The sequence below is a fragment of the Komagataeibacter europaeus genome, assembly GCF_002173515.1.
In the GTDB taxonomy this organism is placed as follows: Bacteria; Pseudomonadota; Alphaproteobacteria; order Acetobacterales; family Acetobacteraceae; genus Komagataeibacter; species Komagataeibacter europaeus.
In genome coordinates, this window is sequence record NZ_CP021467.1 from 1,627,036 (window position 1) to 1,641,217 (window position 14,182).

At 60.1% G+C, this 14,182-nt stretch carries 26 protein-coding genes; all 26 read right to left on the minus strand.

Annotated features, from left to right (window positions below; translation table 11 throughout):
• Positions 1–64: 64 nt before the first annotated feature.
• Positions 65–442, minus strand: a complete 378-nt coding sequence (rpsM, locus tag S101446_RS07490; RefSeq protein ID WP_010506706.1) for a 30S ribosomal protein S13 — start codon at positions 440–442, stop codon at positions 65–67.
• 233 nt (positions 443–675) lie between these two features.
• Positions 676–1,335 carry an adenylate kinase gene (locus tag S101446_RS07495; RefSeq protein ID WP_010506709.1) on the minus strand — a complete coding sequence of 220 codons (660 nt, stop codon included), beginning with the start codon at positions 1,333–1,335 and terminating at the stop codon, positions 676–678.
• Positions 1,332–2,681, minus strand: coding sequence for a preprotein translocase subunit SecY (secY, locus tag S101446_RS07500; protein ID WP_019090425.1), 1,350 nt, complete (start codon positions 2,679–2,681; stop codon positions 1,332–1,334). Before secY ends, S101446_RS07495 begins: the two co-directional genes overlap by 4 nt.
• Positions 2,682–2,839: 158 nt before the next feature.
• Positions 2,840–3,328, minus strand: coding sequence for a 50S ribosomal protein L15 (gene rplO / locus S101446_RS07505; protein ID WP_010506712.1), 489 nt, complete (start codon positions 3,326–3,328; stop codon positions 2,840–2,842).
• Between the two features lies 1 nt (position 3,329).
• Positions 3,330–3,518 carry a 50S ribosomal protein L30 gene (gene rpmD, locus S101446_RS07510; RefSeq protein WP_010506714.1) on the minus strand — a complete coding sequence of 63 codons (189 nt, stop codon included), beginning with the start codon at positions 3,516–3,518 and terminating at the stop codon, positions 3,330–3,332.
• Entirely contained in the window at positions 3,511–4,089 is a 579-nt protein-coding gene (rpsE, locus tag S101446_RS07515; protein ID WP_010506715.1) for a 30S ribosomal protein S5, read from the minus strand. The genes rpmD and rpsE overlap by 8 nt, the downstream gene beginning before the upstream one ends.
• A 17-nt stretch (positions 4,090–4,106) precedes the next feature.
• Complete coding sequence (rplR, locus tag S101446_RS07520) at positions 4,107–4,469, minus strand: 50S ribosomal protein L18 (protein WP_010506716.1); 363 nt, start codon at positions 4,467–4,469, stop codon at positions 4,107–4,109.
• The gene (gene rplF, locus S101446_RS07525; RefSeq protein ID WP_010506717.1) at positions 4,469–5,002 is read right to left on the minus strand and encodes a 50S ribosomal protein L6; all 534 of its coding nucleotides are present in this window, start codon (positions 5,000–5,002) and stop codon (positions 4,469–4,471) included. Before rplF ends, rplR begins: the two co-directional genes overlap by 1 nt.
• A gap of 10 nt (positions 5,003–5,012) precedes the next feature.
• Entirely contained in the window at positions 5,013–5,411 is a 399-nt protein-coding gene (gene rpsH, locus S101446_RS07530) for a 30S ribosomal protein S8 (protein ID WP_010506719.1), read from the minus strand.
• A 12-nt stretch (positions 5,412–5,423) separates the two neighbouring features.
• Positions 5,424–5,729 carry a 30S ribosomal protein S14 gene (gene rpsN / locus S101446_RS07535; RefSeq protein ID WP_010506721.1) on the minus strand — a complete coding sequence of 102 codons (306 nt, stop codon included), beginning with the start codon at positions 5,727–5,729 and terminating at the stop codon, positions 5,424–5,426.
• Positions 5,730–5,835: 106 nt separating this feature from the next.
• Entirely contained in the window at positions 5,836–6,405 is a 570-nt protein-coding gene (gene rplE, locus S101446_RS07540; RefSeq protein WP_039732878.1) for a 50S ribosomal protein L5, read from the minus strand.
• A gap of 10 nt (positions 6,406–6,415) precedes the next feature.
• Positions 6,416–6,736 (minus strand): 50S ribosomal protein L24, encoded by a 321-nt coding sequence (rplX, locus tag S101446_RS07545; RefSeq protein ID WP_010506725.1) that lies wholly within the window; start codon positions 6,734–6,736, stop codon positions 6,416–6,418.
• Positions 6,736–7,104 carry a 50S ribosomal protein L14 gene (rplN, locus tag S101446_RS07550; protein WP_007399629.1) on the minus strand — a complete coding sequence of 123 codons (369 nt, stop codon included), beginning with the start codon at positions 7,102–7,104 and terminating at the stop codon, positions 6,736–6,738. Before rplN ends, rplX begins: the two co-directional genes overlap by 1 nt.
• A 15-nt stretch (positions 7,105–7,119) precedes the next feature.
• Positions 7,120–7,401, minus strand: a complete 282-nt coding sequence (rpsQ, locus tag S101446_RS07555; protein WP_010506727.1) for a 30S ribosomal protein S17 — start codon at positions 7,399–7,401, stop codon at positions 7,120–7,122.
• A gap of 13 nt (positions 7,402–7,414) precedes the next feature.
• Positions 7,415–7,651, minus strand: a complete 237-nt coding sequence (gene rpmC / locus S101446_RS07560) for a 50S ribosomal protein L29 (RefSeq protein WP_010506728.1) — start codon at positions 7,649–7,651, stop codon at positions 7,415–7,417.
• A 1-nt stretch (position 7,652) separates the two neighbouring features.
• Positions 7,653–8,069 (minus strand): 50S ribosomal protein L16, encoded by a 417-nt coding sequence (rplP, locus tag S101446_RS07565; RefSeq protein WP_007399626.1) that lies wholly within the window; start codon positions 8,067–8,069, stop codon positions 7,653–7,655.
• Between the two features lie 54 nt (positions 8,070–8,123).
• Positions 8,124–8,801, minus strand: coding sequence for a 30S ribosomal protein S3 (gene rpsC, locus S101446_RS07570; RefSeq protein WP_010506729.1), 678 nt, complete (start codon positions 8,799–8,801; stop codon positions 8,124–8,126).
• 3 nt (positions 8,802–8,804) lie between these two features.
• A complete protein-coding gene (gene rplV, locus S101446_RS07575; RefSeq protein WP_007399624.1) occupies positions 8,805–9,206 on the minus strand; it encodes a 50S ribosomal protein L22 in 402 nt (133 codons plus the stop codon).
• Positions 9,207–9,208: 2 nt separating this feature from the next.
• Positions 9,209–9,487 (minus strand): 30S ribosomal protein S19, encoded by a 279-nt coding sequence (rpsS, locus tag S101446_RS07580; protein ID WP_007399623.1) that lies wholly within the window; start codon positions 9,485–9,487, stop codon positions 9,209–9,211.
• A 12-nt stretch (positions 9,488–9,499) separates the two neighbouring features.
• Complete coding sequence (rplB, locus tag S101446_RS07585; RefSeq protein WP_010506731.1) at positions 9,500–10,330, minus strand: 50S ribosomal protein L2; 831 nt, start codon at positions 10,328–10,330, stop codon at positions 9,500–9,502.
• Positions 10,331–10,346: 16 nt separating this feature from the next.
• Positions 10,347–10,643: a 50S ribosomal protein L23 gene (locus S101446_RS07590; protein WP_010506732.1), complete on the minus strand. Its 297-nt coding sequence runs from the start codon at positions 10,641–10,643 to the stop codon at positions 10,347–10,349.
• 35 nt (positions 10,644–10,678) lie between these two features.
• On the minus strand, positions 10,679–11,293 hold the full coding sequence (gene rplD / locus S101446_RS07595) for a 50S ribosomal protein L4 (protein WP_010506735.1): 615 nt from the start codon (positions 11,291–11,293) through the stop codon (positions 10,679–10,681).
• Positions 11,294–11,305: 12 nt separating this feature from the next.
• Positions 11,306–11,989 (minus strand): 50S ribosomal protein L3, encoded by a 684-nt coding sequence (rplC, locus tag S101446_RS07600; RefSeq protein ID WP_010506736.1) that lies wholly within the window; start codon positions 11,987–11,989, stop codon positions 11,306–11,308.
• Between the two features lie 10 nt (positions 11,990–11,999).
• Complete coding sequence (gene rpsJ, locus S101446_RS07605) at positions 12,000–12,308, minus strand: 30S ribosomal protein S10 (RefSeq protein WP_007282720.1); 309 nt, start codon at positions 12,306–12,308, stop codon at positions 12,000–12,002.
• A 105-nt stretch (positions 12,309–12,413) separates the two neighbouring features.
• Complete coding sequence (gene tuf / locus S101446_RS07610) at positions 12,414–13,604, minus strand: elongation factor Tu (RefSeq protein WP_010506739.1); 1,191 nt, start codon at positions 13,602–13,604, stop codon at positions 12,414–12,416.
• Between the two features lie 93 nt (positions 13,605–13,697).
• On the minus strand, positions 13,698–14,174 hold the full coding sequence (gene rpsG, locus S101446_RS07615; protein ID WP_007399617.1) for a 30S ribosomal protein S7: 477 nt from the start codon (positions 14,172–14,174) through the stop codon (positions 13,698–13,700).
• Positions 14,175–14,182 lie beyond the last annotated feature (8 nt).

Consider the following 14,182-nt stretch of genomic DNA (forward strand, 5'->3'; position numbering starts at 1 on the left):
TGTCAGTTCAAACGGCGCATGGGGCGGGCTGCCCCCCATGCTTACATACCGGACAATCCGCTGATTAGCGGGTTGCCTTCTTCTTGCCCGCAATAGCCACGGCCTTACCCTTGCGGGTACGGGCGTTGGTATGAGTCCGCTGACCATGGACAGGCAGCCCACGCCGGTGACGCAGACCACGGTAGCAGCCAAGGTCCATCAGGCGCTTGATGTTCATCGCCACTTCGCGGCGCAGATCACCTTCCACGCGATACTTGCTGTCGATCAGTTCACGGATCTTGCCGATCTCGTCATCAGACAGTTCGTTCACGCGCCGCTCAGCCGGGATTTCCAGCTGGTCGCAGATCGCCTGGGCCTTGGTGGCCCCGATACCATAGATATAACGCAGGCCAATGGTGACCCGTTTGTTGGTTGGGATGTTCACGCCGGCAATACGTGCCACGCCACTTACTCCTCGTCCGCCCTGATACAGGGCACTAACTATCAGGCAGGGCTGCTTCACACCACCTGCCCTATTGGCAGGAGCGCCGTGAACATACCGGTTTCGAACCGGCCAACCCCATCATCATTCATTCTGGCCATACGAGCCGCACCATCAGCGGGCGACTCATGTGACGCTCATACCTTGAGGGCGCGCAATATACTGCTGCCCCCATGCGAGTCAATTATTTTTCATCACTTTTTCGTGATACGATCGATAACAGCGAAGACTTCCTTGGTCACTGTATCGATATCCGCCATCCCGTCGACACGGTACAGACGCTTCTCTTCCTCGTAATAAGGCAGGATCGGCGCAGTCTGTTCGCGGTAGGCCTTCAGGCGCGCGGCCACGGTGTCCCGCCGGTCATCTTCCCGGCGAATGAACTCATGCCCGCCACAGACATCACACGTGCCTGCGACCTTCGGTTTCTTGAACAGGTCATTATAGCCCGCGCCGCACTTGGCGCAGGTATAACGACCCGCAATGCGGTCAGCCAGTGCGTTCTCGTCCACATCCAGCAGCAGCACCGCATCAATATGCTGGCCACTGCGTGTCAGCATCTGGTCCAGTGCTTCTGCCTGCGCCCGGGTGCGCGGGAAGCCATCCAGGATGAACCCCTTCGCGCAATCAGGCTGCCGGATGCGCTTTTCGATCATGGCGATGATCAGGTCATCAGGCACAAGCTGACCTTCCGCCATGATGGTCTTGACCTTCTGCCCCAGCGGGCTTCCGGCCGCGACTTCCGCACGCAGCATGTCACCCGTTGAAATCTGGGCGATACCATACCGTTCTTCCAGCCGCTTTGACTGGGTGCCCTTACCGGCACCCGGCGGGCCAAGAAAAATAATATTCACCGCATTCTGCCCTTTCTGCCCCGTCCCCGGCGCATAAGTCCCTGATACTGATGCGCGACCAGATGCGACTGCACCTGCGTCACCGTATCAATCGTCACCGTCACGATAATGATCAGACTCGTGCCGCCGAAATAGAAAGGCACGTTGTAATGGCTGATCAGGATCTGCGGCAACAGGCAGACTGCGACAAGATACAGCGCCCCGATGGTCGTGATGCGCGTCAGGATCCGGTCAAAGAACGCAGCCGTATTCGCCCCCGGCCGGATGCCGGGCACAAAGCCCCCCTGCTTGCGCAGGTTTTCCGCCGTTTCCTGCGGGTTAAAGGTAACCGCCGCATAGAAATAAGAGAAAAAGACGATCATCGCCGCATAGAACAGCATGTAGAGCGGCTGCCCCTGTCCCAGTTCCTGACCCAGAAAGGACAGCCAGCCGGGCATGGAACTGTTGTTGACGAACCCCGCAATCGTGACCGGGATCAGCAGCACGGACGATGCAAAGATGGGCGGAATCGAACCCGCCGTGTTCACCTTCAGCGGCATGTGGGTCGAATCGCCACCGAACATGCGCTGGCCGACCTGGCGCTTGGGGTACTGGATGACCACCCGGCGCTGCGCCAGTTCCATGAACACGATGAAGGCGATCGTAACAGCCGCCAGCACCAGGAACACCAGCACGAAGAACGGGGACAGAGCGCCCGTATAGCCAAGCTGGAACAGGCTGGCCAAGGCATTGGGCAGGTTCGCCACGATACCCGCAAAGATGATCAGCGAGATACCGTTGCCAACCCCCCGCGACGTAATCTGTTCACCCAGCCACATCAGGAACATGGTGCCACCCACAAGGGTCAGCACACAGGACACGATGAAGAAAAGCCCGGGGGAGACAACGGCAGACCCGGCTTCCGTATGCATGTTCTCAAGCCCTATGGCGATGCCGTAGGCCTGGAACAGCGCAATCACGACCGTCAGGTAGCGCGTATATTCATTCAGCTTGCGCCGTCCGCCCTCCCCTTCCTTCTTGAGTGCTTCAAGCGAGGGAATTGCCGCCGACATGAGCTGTACGATGATCGAGGCACTGATATAGGGCATGATGTTCAGTGCAAACACGGTCATGCGCCCCAGCGCACCACCGGTAAACATGTCGAACATACCCAGAATACCGCCCTGATGCCGGGCCAGAAGCTGCCCCATCACCGTCGCATCGACGCCAGGGACGGGGATATAGGTGCCAATCCGATATACGATCAGCGCACCCAGCGTGAACCAGATACGCTTTTTCAGTTCCGTTGCGTTGGCAAAGGAACTGAAATTCAGATTGGCAGCCAACTGTTCGGCCGCGGAGGCCATGCGCCCATCCTTTCACAAGAACAGCGCCACCGCTGGAGGCGGGACGCTGTCATGATAAAAAAAACCGCAAAAAGTAATAAAGCGATGCGCCCGCCGAGTGCAAGCAGCATCGCTTTTATTATGCTCCGGGTACAGAACGTGCCTGTGCCCGGGACCGGTCATTCCGCGGCAGGAGCCTGCTGCTTCTGCGCCTTGACCTGCACCTTGCCGCCTGCCTTTTCAACAGCGGCAACGGCACCGGCCGAAGCACCCGACACTTCAATGGTCACGGCATGGTTCAGTTCGCCATCCGCCAGCAGGCGGATGCCGGCGAAGCGGCCGGAACCGACCAGACCAGCCTTGGCCAGGGTCTCTTCCGTCACGACAGCCTTGGCATCGACCTTGCCTGCCGCAATCGCCTTGTCCAGCACGCCCAGATTCACGATCGCATATTCCTTGCGGAAGATGTTCTTGAATCCACGCTTGGGCAGACGACGGTAGATCGGCAGCTGACCGCCTTCAAAACCGTTCAGGGACACACCGGAACGCGCCTTCTGACCCTTCACACCCTTGCCCGACGTCTTGCCCTTGCCAGAGCCGATGCCGCGACCAAGACGCTTCTTGGTGTAACGCGCGCCTTCGTTGTCACGAAGTTCGTTCAGGTTCATCTCAATCCTCCACCTTGATCAGGTGGGACACCTTGCGGATCATACCGCGAACCGAAGGGGTATCCTCCAGTTCACGCGTACGACCAATCTTGTTCAGGCCCAGACCAATCAGTGTCGCCTGCTGGCCCGGCTTCTGTCCGTTCCCGGAATGCACCTGGGTGACGCGCACTTTTGCCTTGGTATCAGACATCAGCCGTGGCCTCCGTCGTTGCCGCAGCCTCGCGACGTCCCAGGATGTCCGAAACCTTCTTGCCACGGCGGTTGGCAACCGAACGCGGGCTGGCGCAACGCTCCAGCGCGGCGAATGTCGCCTTCACCATGTTATGCGGGTTCCGGGTCCCGAGGGACTTCGCCACCACGTCATTGATGCCCAGGCTTTCGAACACCGCGCGCATCGGACCACCGGCAATGATACCCGTGCCCGCATCAGCGGAACGCAGGACAACCTTGCCCGCACCGAAGTGACCGGCCACATCGTGATGCAGCGTGCGGCCTTCCTTCATCGGAACGCGGATCATCGTCCGCTTGGCGCGATCGGTCGCCTTGCGGATTGCTTCGGGAACTTCACGGGCCTTGCCCGCACCGAACCCGACGCGACCCTTCTGGTCACCAACCACAACCAGCGCGGCGAATGCAAAGCGACGACCGCCCTTTACAACCTTCGCAACGCGGTTGATCGTGACCAGCTTGTCGACCAGATCATCGCCTTCGCGATCACGGTCGCGACCACCCCGGCCGCCTTCTCTCGGTTCACGTGCCATTATGCGTGACCCTTTCGTCAGAACGAGAGACCGCCCTCACGGGCAGCCTCCGCCAGGGCCTTGATACGCCCATGATAGAGATACGCGCCGCGGTCGAAAACGACCTTCGACACACCTGCAGCCACTGCGCGCTCTGCCAGAAGCTTGCCAACCGCACCCGCCGCCTTGACGTCCGTACCACCCTTGAGGGCGGTACGCAGGTCCTTGTCCAGGCTCGATGCCGCGGCCAGGGTCCGGCCAGCAGCATCGTCGATCACCTGCGCGTAGATGTTCTTGCCCGAACGGAACACCGACAGACGCGGACGGCCACCGCTCTTGCGGCGAAGCTGGAAACGCAGGCGCTGACGCCGCCGTTCCCGCAGATCCTTCTGCGTGCTCATTATTTCTTCTTACCTTCCTTGCGACGGATGGTTTCCGTTTCGTAACGGACACCCTTGCCCTTGTAGGGCTCGGGCTTGCGGAAGCTGCGGATGTCAAGTGCGACCTGACCAACCCGCTGCTTGTCAATGCCTTCGACCGTGACCGCCGTGGGGCGGGGCGTCGTGATCTTGATCCCTGCCGGAATCGCATAGACGATGTCATGCGAATAACCGAGATTCATGACCAGGTTCTTACCCTGCACCGCGGCACGATAACCTGTCCCGGAGATTTCCAGCGTCTTGGAAAACCCTTCGGACACGCCCTTGACCATACCCGCGATCAGGGAACGGGTGGTTCCCCACATCATGCGGGCCTGTGCCTGGGTATCGACCGGCTTGACGGCAACCTTGCCATCCGCGACATCAACCGAAACGTGGCTGGACAGCGGCAGCTTGAGTTCACCCAGCTTGCCTTTTGCCGTCAGCACACCGTCAGCAATGGAAACCTGAACGCCCGACGGTAATTCGACGGGATATTTGCCCACTCGCGACATTTATCCCTCCTCAGAATACACGACAGAGGACTTCACCGCCAACATTGGCAGCGCGGGCCTCCGCGTCGGACAGAACACCGCGCGGCGTCGACAGGATCGACACGCCCAGCCCGGCATACACGCGCGGCAGTTCCTTGATCTTGGAATAGACGCGGCGTCCCGGCTTGGACACACGGTGGATTTCTTTGATGACCGGCTCACCATCGAGATACTTCAGCTCGATGCGCAGCTGGGCCACACCTTTGCGCAGTTCCTCGCGTGAGAAACCACGGATATATCCCTCGCGGCGCAGCGCCTCGAGAACACTGGCGCGCAGCTTGGAAGCTGGCGCCACGCAGGCAGCATGCCGTGCACGCTGCGCATTGCGGATCCGGGTGAGCAGATCACCCAAAGGATCAGAAAGTGACATCGTTCCCTGCCCTTACCAGCTCGATTTGACCATGCCCGGGATCTGACCATTGGAGGCCAGGTCGCGCAGGGCGATACGGCAGAGTTCGAACTTTCTGTAATTGGCGCGAGGACGCCCCGTCAACTTGCAGCGCAGACGCACGCGGACGCGCGAACCATTGCGAGGAAGTTCAGCAAGCTTGAGCGACGCATCGAAGCGATCTTCAACCGGCAGAGACCGGTCCATGATGATATTCTTCAGTGCAGTCCGCTTAGCCCGGTCCCGGTTTGCCATGCGCTCGCGCTTGACATTCCGGTTAACGGCGGAAATTTTGGCCATGCCTTGTTTTACCCTCCGGAACCTGTCGGGCCAGTCCCAACGGTTTTCCAAACAACGTGTGTATTAGGTCTTCTGGACTTCAGACGGAAGCCCTTTCGCTACATTTTTATGCAGCGAAGGGCAGATCAAACGCCTTGAGCAGAGCCTTTGCTTCCGCATCCGTCTTCGCGGTGGTCACGAAGATGATGTCCATGCCACGGATTTCGTCGACCTTGTCGTATTCGATTTCCGGGAAGACAATCTGTTCTTTCAGGCCCATCGCAAAGTTGCCACGACCGTCGAAACCCTTGTTCGCCGGCAGCCCGCGGAAATCACGCACGCGCGGCAAGGCGATCGTCACGAAACGATCCAGGAACTCGAACATCTGCGCACGACGCAGCGTCACCTTGCACCCGATCGGCAGCCCTTCACGGATCTTGAAACCGGCAATGGCCTTCTTGGCCACGGTCTTGACCGGCTTCTGACCTGCGATCAGGGTCATTTCCTTGACGGCCGCATCCAGCTTCTTCTGATCGCCGGCCGCTTCGCCCACGCCCATGTTCAGGACAATTTTCTCAAGACGCGGAACCTGCATCTCGTTCTTGTACCCGAACTGCTCACGCAGCTTCGCGCGCATCTCATCCTGGTAGCGCTTCTGCATGCGCGGCACAGGACGGGCTTCTTTCACTTCAGACATACCCGCCTCCTCAGCCTTCGATAACTTCGCCGGTCGCCTTGGCGACACGAACCTTGCGACCATCTTCCAGAACGCGGAAGCCGACCTTTGTCGGGTCGCCGCTCTTGGGATCGATCAGCTTCAGGTTGGACAGGTGAACCGGCATTTCCTTCTGGACAATGCCGCCCTGCTCACCCATGCGGGAAGGACGGGTGTGACGCTTTGCAATCGCCACGCCGCGCACGACAGCCTTGTTGGCTGCGGGCAGGACTGTAACAACCTCGCCACGGGTTCCCTTGGAACCACCGGTGGTGACCAGAACCTGATCACCCTTCTTGATACGAGCAGCCATTACAGCACCTCCGGTGCCAGCGAGATGATCTTCATGAACTTGCGCGCACGCAGTTCGCGCACGACCGGGCCAAAGATACGGGTGCCGATCGGCTCCTGCTGCTTGTTGATCAGCACGGCCGCGTTGCGGTCGAAGCGGATGGCGCTGCCATCGGCGCGACGCACGGGGTAAGAGGTGCGGACGATCACCGCCTGGTGCACGTCGCCCTTCTTGACCTTGCCGCGGGGGATGGCCTCCTTGACGGACACGACAATCACGTCGCCGACCGAGGCAGTCTTCCGCTTGGAACCGCCCAGCACCTTGATGCACTGCACCTGACGGGCGCCGGAATTGTCGGCCACGTCAAGGTTGGTCTCGGGATGGATCATGGTCTATGCCCTTCTTTACGCCTGCGCACCAGACGTGGCACCGGCGGCAGCCGCGAGCGGCTGGCCATTCCGGACAACGACAGTCCAGGTCTTGCGGCGGGAAATCGGCTTGCATTCCTCAATGCGCACCGTGTCGCCCACCTTGCATTCATTCAAGCCATCATGCGCCGCATACTTTTTCGAGCGACGAATGAACTTCTTATACAACGGATGGATAACACGACGATCGACAAGAACCGTTACGGTCTTGTCCATCTTGTCGCTGGTTACCCGTCCGGTCAGGACGCGCCTTGGCATCGCCCGTCTCCCTTCAGGACTTTACTGCCGGCGCGTGGCCAGCGGAACTCTTCTTCACAACCTCGGTTGCAACAGTCTTCACACGCGCGATTTCACGACGAACTTCGCGCATGCGGGACTGCCCCTCGGTCTGACCGGTCGCATGCTGGAACCGAAGATTGAACTGCTCGCGCTTCAGATCGACGAGAAGCGTATCCAGTTCTTCAACAGTCTTGGCACGCAGATCGGCCGGCTTTGTTGCCTTTGCCATCTCACGCCTCTCCGATACGGGTCACGAACTTGGTCTTGATCGGCAGCTTCGCCGCACCCAGAGCCAGCGCTTCACGCGCGACTTCCGGCGGCACGCCTTCGATCTCGAACAGGATACGACCCGGTTTCACACGAGCCACCCAATATTCAGGCGACCCCTTGCCGGACCCCATACGCACTTCTGCAGGCTTTGTCGAGACCGGAAGATCAGGGAAAATCCGAATCCAGACACGACCGGCACGTTTCATGGCGCGGGTAATGGCACGACGGGCAGCTTCGATCTGGCGGGCAGTGATCCGTTCAGGCTGCAGAGCCTTCAGGCCAAAAGCCCCAAAATTCAGGGTCGTGCCACCCTTGGCCAACCCATGAATACGCCCCTTGTGGGCCTTGCGGTACTTTGTCCGCTTGGGAGAAAGCATTTTCTAAATCCTCACGCGCCGCCTGGCGCATTTAGGTCCATTGGACCCCGCAGATTAGCGCTGCGGGGCCTGTTCGGCGGCGCGACGGTCCTGCGCCAGCGGATCATGGGCAAGAATCTCACCCTTGAAGATCCAGACCTTCACACCACAGGTGCCATAGGTCGTCTTGGCGGTCGCCACACCATAATCAATGTCCGCACGCAGCGTATGCAGCGGCACGCGGCCTTCACGATACCACTCGACACGTGCGATTTCCGCACCGCCCAGACGGCCGGAGCAGTTGATCCGGATCCCCTGCGCACCCAGGCGCATGGCGGACTGCACGGCACGCTTCATGGCGCGACGGAAGGCAACACGACGTTCGAGCTGCTGGGCAATGTTCTCGGCCACCAGGGTCGCATCGATTTCCGGCTTGCGGATTTCGACGATGTTCAGCGCGACATCGGTCTTGGCCATGCGGGCCAGATCCTTGCGCAGCACATCGATGTCCTGGCCCTTCTTGCCGATCACGACGCCCGGACGGGCCGCGTAGATGGTCACGCGCGGCTTCTTGGCCGGGCGTTCGATCACAACGCGGGATACGCCGGCACCGGACAGCTTGCGGCGCAGGTAGGACCGCAGCTTCAGGTCATCATGCAGCAGACGCGCATAATCGGCATCAGCATACCAGCGGCTGTCCCATGTCCGGTTAATACCGAGCCGCAGCCCGATCGGATTAACTTTATGTCCCATGGATCAGGCCGCCTTCTTTTCGGTTTCAGCTTCGGGCTTCTTTTCCGCCACGACGATGGTCAGGTGGCTGAAGAACTTCTCGATGCGGGCCGAACGGCCACGACCACGTGCGTGGAAACGACGCATCACGATCGACTTGCCCACCTCTGCACGGGCAACGACCAGCTGGTCAACGTCCAGCTGATGGTTGTTCTCGGCGTTGGCGATCGCGCTTTCCAGGGTCTTCTTGACCTGCTGGGCGATACGACGCTTGGAGAATGTGAGGGTGGCGATCGCCTGCGCGGCCGGCTTGTTGCGGATCAGGCCCGCAACAAGGTTCAGCTTGCGCGGGCTGATGCGGATGTTCCGCGTCAGCGCCTGCGCCTCGGTTTCCGCGAGCGTGCGCGGATGCTTAGGCTTGCTCATGATCAGCCCCGCTTCGCTTTCTTGTCCGAAGAATGACCCGTGAAGGTACGGGTCGGTGAAAACTCACCGAACTTGTGCCCCACCATGTTCTCGGAAACCTGCACGGGCAGGAATTTGTGCCCGTTATAGACGCCGAACGTCAGTCCGACGAACTGCGGCAGGATGGTGGATCGACGCGACCAGATCTTGATCACTTCGTTACGGCCCGACGCGCGCGATGCATCGGCTTTGTTCAGCAGATACCCGTCCACGAACGGGCCCTTCCAGACGGAACGTGCCATCTTAAATGCCCCTTACTTGCCGGTCTTCCGGCGACGGATGATCAGACTGTCCGTACGCTTGTTGACCCTGGTCTTGTAACCCTTAGTCGGCTTGCCCCATGGCGTAACCGGATGACGACCGCCCGAGGTCCGCCCTTCACCACCACCATGCGGGTGATCAACCGGGTTCATGACGACACCACGGTTATGCGGACGGCGGCCCAGCCAGCGGTTACGGCCGGCCTTGCCCAGATGCTGGTTCATGTTGTCCGGGTTGGACACGGCACCGATGGTGGCCATGCACTCCGCACGGACGACACGCAGTTCACCGGACTGCAGCTTGATCTGGGCATAGCCCACATCCTTGCCGACCAGCTGCGCATAGGTGCCAGCGGAACGGGCGATCTTGCCACCACCACCGGCCTTGAGCTCGATGTTGTGGATGATCGTACCCACCGGAACCGACGACAGGGGCATTGCATTGCCCGGCTTGATATCGGCGCGGGTGCCAGCAACAACCTGATCGCCTACCTTCAGGCGCTGCGGTGCGATGATGTAAGCCAGTTCGCCATCTTCGTATTTGATGAGGGCGATGAAGGCCGTACGGTTCGGATCGTATTCCAGGCGTTCCACCGTGCCGACCACGTCGAACTTGCGACGCTTGAAATCGACATAGCGGTAGGACTGCTTGTGTCCGCCACCGATGAAACGCGAGGTGGTGCGACCGTGGTTGTTACGGCCGCCGCTCTTGTTCTTCCCCTCGGTCAGGCCCTTGACGGGCTTGCCTTTCCACAGCTCCTTGCGGTCGATCAGAACCGTTCCGCGCAGGCTGGGGGTAACTGGATTAAAGTGCTTCAATGCCATTTCTTGTCACCCCACGTCAGACCAGCTTCGCTGTCAGGTCGATGGACTGACCTTCAGCAAGCTGGACAAACGCCTTCTTCACATCCGAACGCTGGCCGGGACGTCCCTTGAAGCGCTTGGCCTTACCTTTCTGGATGAGCGTGTTGACACCCAGAACCTTCACGCCAAACAGCGTCTCGACCGCTACCTTGATTTCCGGCTTCGTCGCATCGATCGCAACCTTGAAACCGACCTGATTCTTCTCGGACAGGGCCGTGGCCTTTTCCGTGATCAGGGGCGCGCGGATGATGTCGTACATTGCTTCGCGCGACATGCGTTCCGCCTTCTTGCGGATTGCCAGGATGTTGGTCATGCCAGACGCTCCTTCAGTCCCTCAACACCTGCGCGGGTGATCGCCAGCACATCGTGGTTCAGGATGTCATAGACATTCGCACCGATGGTCGGGAGAATGTCGATCTTCGGAAGGTTGCGCGCGGCGCGGCCGAAGTTTTCTTCAACGGCGGCATCCACGATCAGGGCGGATGTCCAGCCCAGAACCTTCAGCTTCTTCGCAAGCTCAGCGGACTTGCCCGAGGCAGTCGCCGCATCAAGCACGACCAGCTTCCCTTCCGCCGCCTTCTGCGACAGCGCGGAGATCAGGCCCAGACGGCGCACCTTCTTGGGCAGGTCATAGCCATGGTCGCGCACGACCGGGCCATGAACCACGCCACCGGTGCGGTACTGCGGCGAACGCAGCGAACCCTGACGGGCGCTGCCGGTGCCCTTCTGGCGGTACGGCTTCTTGGTCGTGCCGGAGATTTCCCCCATGCCCTTGACCTTGTGCGTACCTGCCCGGCGCTTTGCCAGCTGCCAGTGCACCACACGCGCCATGATATCCGTGCGCGGTGTTGCGGCGAAAATCTCGTCGGGAAGGCTGGCCTTGCCTGCGCTTCCGTTATCGAGGGTTTTGATATCGTAATCCATTGCCCTCTATCCTCAGCCCGCAGCCTCAACCAGGGCCGCCGGATACGGCGCCTCGGCATGACGGGCCTTCTTGATCGCATCACGAACCAGAACCGCCTCATTCTTTCCGCCCGGCACGGAGCCGCGGATCATGATCAGGTTCTTTTCGGCGTCAACAGCCGCAATCTCGAGGTTCAGCGTGGTCACACGCTCGGAACCGAGATGGCCGGCCATCTTCTTGTTCTTGAAAACCTTGCCCGGATCCTGACGGTTACCCGTCGAACCGTGCGAACGGTGACTGATCGAGACACCGTGGGTGGCTTCGAGACCGGCAAAGTTCCAGCGCTTCATCGCGCCGGCAAAACCCTTACCCTTGCTGGTGCCGGTAACGTCCACCTTCTGTCCCACCACAAAGTGGGTAGCGGACAGAGAAGCCCCGACTTCCAGGACGGCGTCATCCGCAACGCGGAATTCAGCCAGCTTCTTCTTGGGCTCGACCTTGGCCTTGGCAAAATGGCCGCGGTTCGGCTTCGACACATTTTTGACCTTGGCCTTGCCCGAACCAAGCTGGACGGCGGTGTAGCCATCACGCTCGGTCGTACGGACATCAACCACCTGCAGATCATCAACCTGCAGGACAGTCACCGGCACATGTGTGCCGTCTTCCTTGAACAGCCGGGTCATACCCAGCTTTTTTGCGATCAATCCGGTGCGCATCGTCTGGACCTTAGAGTTTAATCTCGACATCCACGCCAGCGGCGAGGTCGAGTTTCATGAGAGCGTCCACGGTCTGCGGGGTCGGCTCGACAATGTCGAGCAGCCGGCGATGGGTCCGAATTTCGAACTGCTCGCGGCTTTTCTTATCCACGTGGGGGGAGCGGTTCACGGTGAACCGTTCAATATGCGTCGGCAGCGGGATAGGACCCCGAACCCGCGCACCCGTACGCTTCGCCGTGTTGACGATCTCTTTCGTGCTGTTGTCAAGCACCCGATGATCGTACGCCTTCAGGCGAATGCGGATGTTCTGGTTGTCCATCTTTCTGTTTCAGTCCAACTTTACCTGATTCGGGGGAACCCGATCCGCAATGGAAACCCGGCCGGATCGCTCCGACCGGGATTCCACACTTCAGTTACTGTCCAATCACGCCGTGATGGAAGCAACAACACCTGCACCAACGGTGCGGCCACCTTCGCGGATAGCGAAGCGCAGGCCTTCATCCATGGCGATCGGAGCGATCAGCTCCACATCCATGGCGACGTTATCGCCAGGCATGACCATTTCCGTGCCTTCCGGCAGGTGAACGACGCCGGTGACGTCGGTCGTGCGGAAATAGAACTGCGGACGATAGTTGGTGAAGAACGGCGTGTGACGGCCACCTTCTTCCTTCGTCAGGATGTAGGCTTCCGCCTTGAACTTGGTGTGCGGGGTGATGGAACCCGGCTTCGCCAGCACCTGGCCACGCTCAACGTCTTCACGCTTCGTGCCACGCAGCAGCGCGCCGATGTTGTCACCTGCTTCACCGCGATCAAGCAGCTTGCGGAACATTTCAACGCCGGTCACGGTCGTCTTCTGCGTCGGGCGCAGGCCAACGATCTCGATTTCGTCGCCAACGTTCACGGCGCCACGCTCGACACGACCCGTCACCACGGTGCCACGACCGGAGATGGAGAACACGTCCTCGATCGGCATCAGGAACGGACGGTCGATCGGACGTTCCGGCTGCGGGATGTATTCGTCAACGGCGTTCATCAGGTCCATGACGCGGTTTTCACCGACTTCCGGATCGCCATCTTCCAGCGTCACCAGGGCCGAACCCTTGATGATGGGGATATCGTCACCGGGGAACTGGTAAGCGGACAGCAGCTCACGCACTTCCATTTCGACGAGTTCCAGCAGTTCCGGATCGTCAACCTGGTCAACCTTGTTCAGGAACACGACCAGCGCCGGCACGCCAACCTGGCGGGCAAGCAGGATGTGCTCACGGGTCTGCGGCATCGGGCCGTCAGCAGCGGACACAACCAGGATCGCGCCGTCCATCTGCGCGGCACCAGTGATCATGTTCTTCACATAGTCAGCATGGCCGGGGCAGTCGACGTGTGCGTAGTGACGCTTCGCGGTCTCGTACTCGACGTGCGCGGTCGAGATGGTGATGCCACGGGCGCGTTCTTCAGGTGCGGCGTCGATCATGTCGTACGCCTTGAATTCCGCACCACCGGCCTTCGCCAGCGTCTTGGTGATAGCAGCGGTCAGCGAGGTCTTGCCGTGATCGACGTGACCAATCGTGCCGATGTTGCAGTGCGGCTTATTCCGCTCAAATTTAGCCTTTGCCATCGTTTTCTCCGTTAACTCGGCCTCGTGCCGAGAGTCGGGTTGGAAAGTTCCGTTTCGGAAGCCGGGCCGGTCAATAGACCGACCAGACCGCCTTTACCAGCGGTAATGACTGAATGCCTTGTTGGCTTCGGCCATGCGGTGCGTGTCTTCGCGCTTCTTGACCGCGGCGCCACGATTGTTGACGGCATCAAGAAGTTCATTCGACAGACGATCCTGCATGGTGTTCTCGCCACGCTTGCGCGACGCGTCGATCAGCCAGCGGATTGCCAGCGCCTGACGGCGCTCGGCCCGGACTTCGACCGGAACCTGGTAGGTGGCGCCACCAACACGGCGGGAACGCACCTCGACAGCCGGCTTGACGTTGTCCAGCGCGCTGTGGAACATGACCACAGGGTCCGCAGCAGCGCCACCACGGCGACGCAGCACCTCAAGGGCGCCATAGACGATCCCTTCGGCTGTGGACTTCTTGCCGTCGTACATCAGGGCGTTCATGAAACGCGTAATGACGACATCACCAAATTTCGGATCGGGAAGAATCTCGCGCTTTACTGCGCGATGACGGCGACTCATGCCTCGTT

Bases quoted from the DNA above. Each gene is read 5' to 3' on its own strand.
- secY (WP_019090425.1), bottom strand. From the start codon at position 2,681: ATGGCCTCCGCGGCCGAACAGTTGGCTGCCAATCTGAATTTCAGTTCC.
- rplO (WP_010506712.1), bottom strand. From the start codon at position 3,328: ATGAACCTGAACGAACTTCGTGACAACGAAGGCGCGCGTTACACCAAG.
- rpmD (WP_010506714.1), bottom strand. From the start codon at position 3,518: ATGTCTGATACCAAGGCAAAAGTGCGCGTCACCCAGGTGCATTCCGGG.
- rpsE (WP_010506715.1), bottom strand. From the start codon at position 4,089: ATGGCACGTGAACCGAGAGAAGGCGGCCGGGGTGGTCGCGACCGTGAT.
- rplR (WP_010506716.1), bottom strand. From the start codon at position 4,469: ATGAGCACGCAGAAGGATCTGCGGGAACGGCGGCGTCAGCGCCTGCGT.
- rplF (WP_010506717.1), bottom strand. From the start codon at position 5,002: ATGTCGCGAGTGGGCAAATATCCCGTCGAATTACCGTCGGGCGTTCAG.
- rpsH (WP_010506719.1), bottom strand. From the start codon at position 5,411: ATGTCACTTTCTGATCCTTTGGGTGATCTGCTCACCCGGATCCGCAAT.
- rpsN (WP_010506721.1), bottom strand. From the start codon at position 5,729: ATGGCCAAAATTTCCGCCGTTAACCGGAATGTCAAGCGCGAGCGCATG.
- rplE (WP_039732878.1), bottom strand. From the start codon at position 6,405: ATGTCTGAAGTGAAAGAAGCCCGTCCTGTGCCGCGCATGCAGAAGCGC.
- rplX (WP_010506725.1), bottom strand. From the start codon at position 6,736: ATGGCTGCTCGTATCAAGAAGGGTGATCAGGTTCTGGTCACCACCGGT.
- rplN (WP_007399629.1), bottom strand. From the start codon at position 7,104: ATGATCCATCCCGAGACCAACCTTGACGTGGCCGACAATTCCGGCGCC.
- rpsQ (WP_010506727.1), bottom strand. From the start codon at position 7,401: ATGCCAAGGCGCGTCCTGACCGGACGGGTAACCAGCGACAAGATGGAC.
- rpmC (WP_010506728.1), bottom strand. From the start codon at position 7,651: ATGGCAAAGGCAACAAAGCCGGCCGATCTGCGTGCCAAGACTGTTGAA.
- rplP (WP_007399626.1), bottom strand. From the start codon at position 8,069: ATGCTTTCTCCCAAGCGGACAAAGTACCGCAAGGCCCACAAGGGGCGT.
- rpsC (WP_010506729.1), bottom strand. From the start codon at position 8,801: ATGGGACATAAAGTTAATCCGATCGGGCTGCGGCTCGGTATTAACCGG.
- rplV (WP_007399624.1), bottom strand. From the start codon at position 9,206: ATGAGCAAGCCTAAGCATCCGCGCACGCTCGCGGAAACCGAGGCGCAG.
- rpsS (WP_007399623.1), bottom strand. From the start codon at position 9,487: ATGGCACGTTCCGTCTGGAAGGGCCCGTTCGTGGACGGGTATCTGCTG.
- rplB (WP_010506731.1), bottom strand. From the start codon at position 10,330: ATGGCATTGAAGCACTTTAATCCAGTTACCCCCAGCCTGCGCGGAACG.
- S101446_RS07590 (WP_010506732.1), bottom strand. From the start codon at position 10,643: ATGTCGCGCGAAGCAATGTACGACATCATCCGCGCGCCCCTGATCACG.
- rplD (WP_010506735.1), bottom strand. From the start codon at position 11,293: ATGGATTACGATATCAAAACCCTCGATAACGGAAGCGCAGGCAAGGCC.
- rplC (WP_010506736.1), bottom strand. From the start codon at position 11,989: ATGCGCACCGGATTGATCGCAAAAAAGCTGGGTATGACCCGGCTGTTC.
- rpsJ (WP_007282720.1), bottom strand. From the start codon at position 12,308: ATGGACAACCAGAACATCCGCATTCGCCTGAAGGCGTACGATCATCGG.
- tuf (WP_010506739.1), bottom strand. From the start codon at position 13,604: ATGGCAAAGGCTAAATTTGAGCGGAATAAGCCGCACTGCAACATCGGC.
- rpsG (WP_007399617.1), bottom strand. From the start codon at position 14,174: ATGAGTCGCCGTCATCGCGCAGTAAAGCGCGAGATTCTTCCCGATCCG.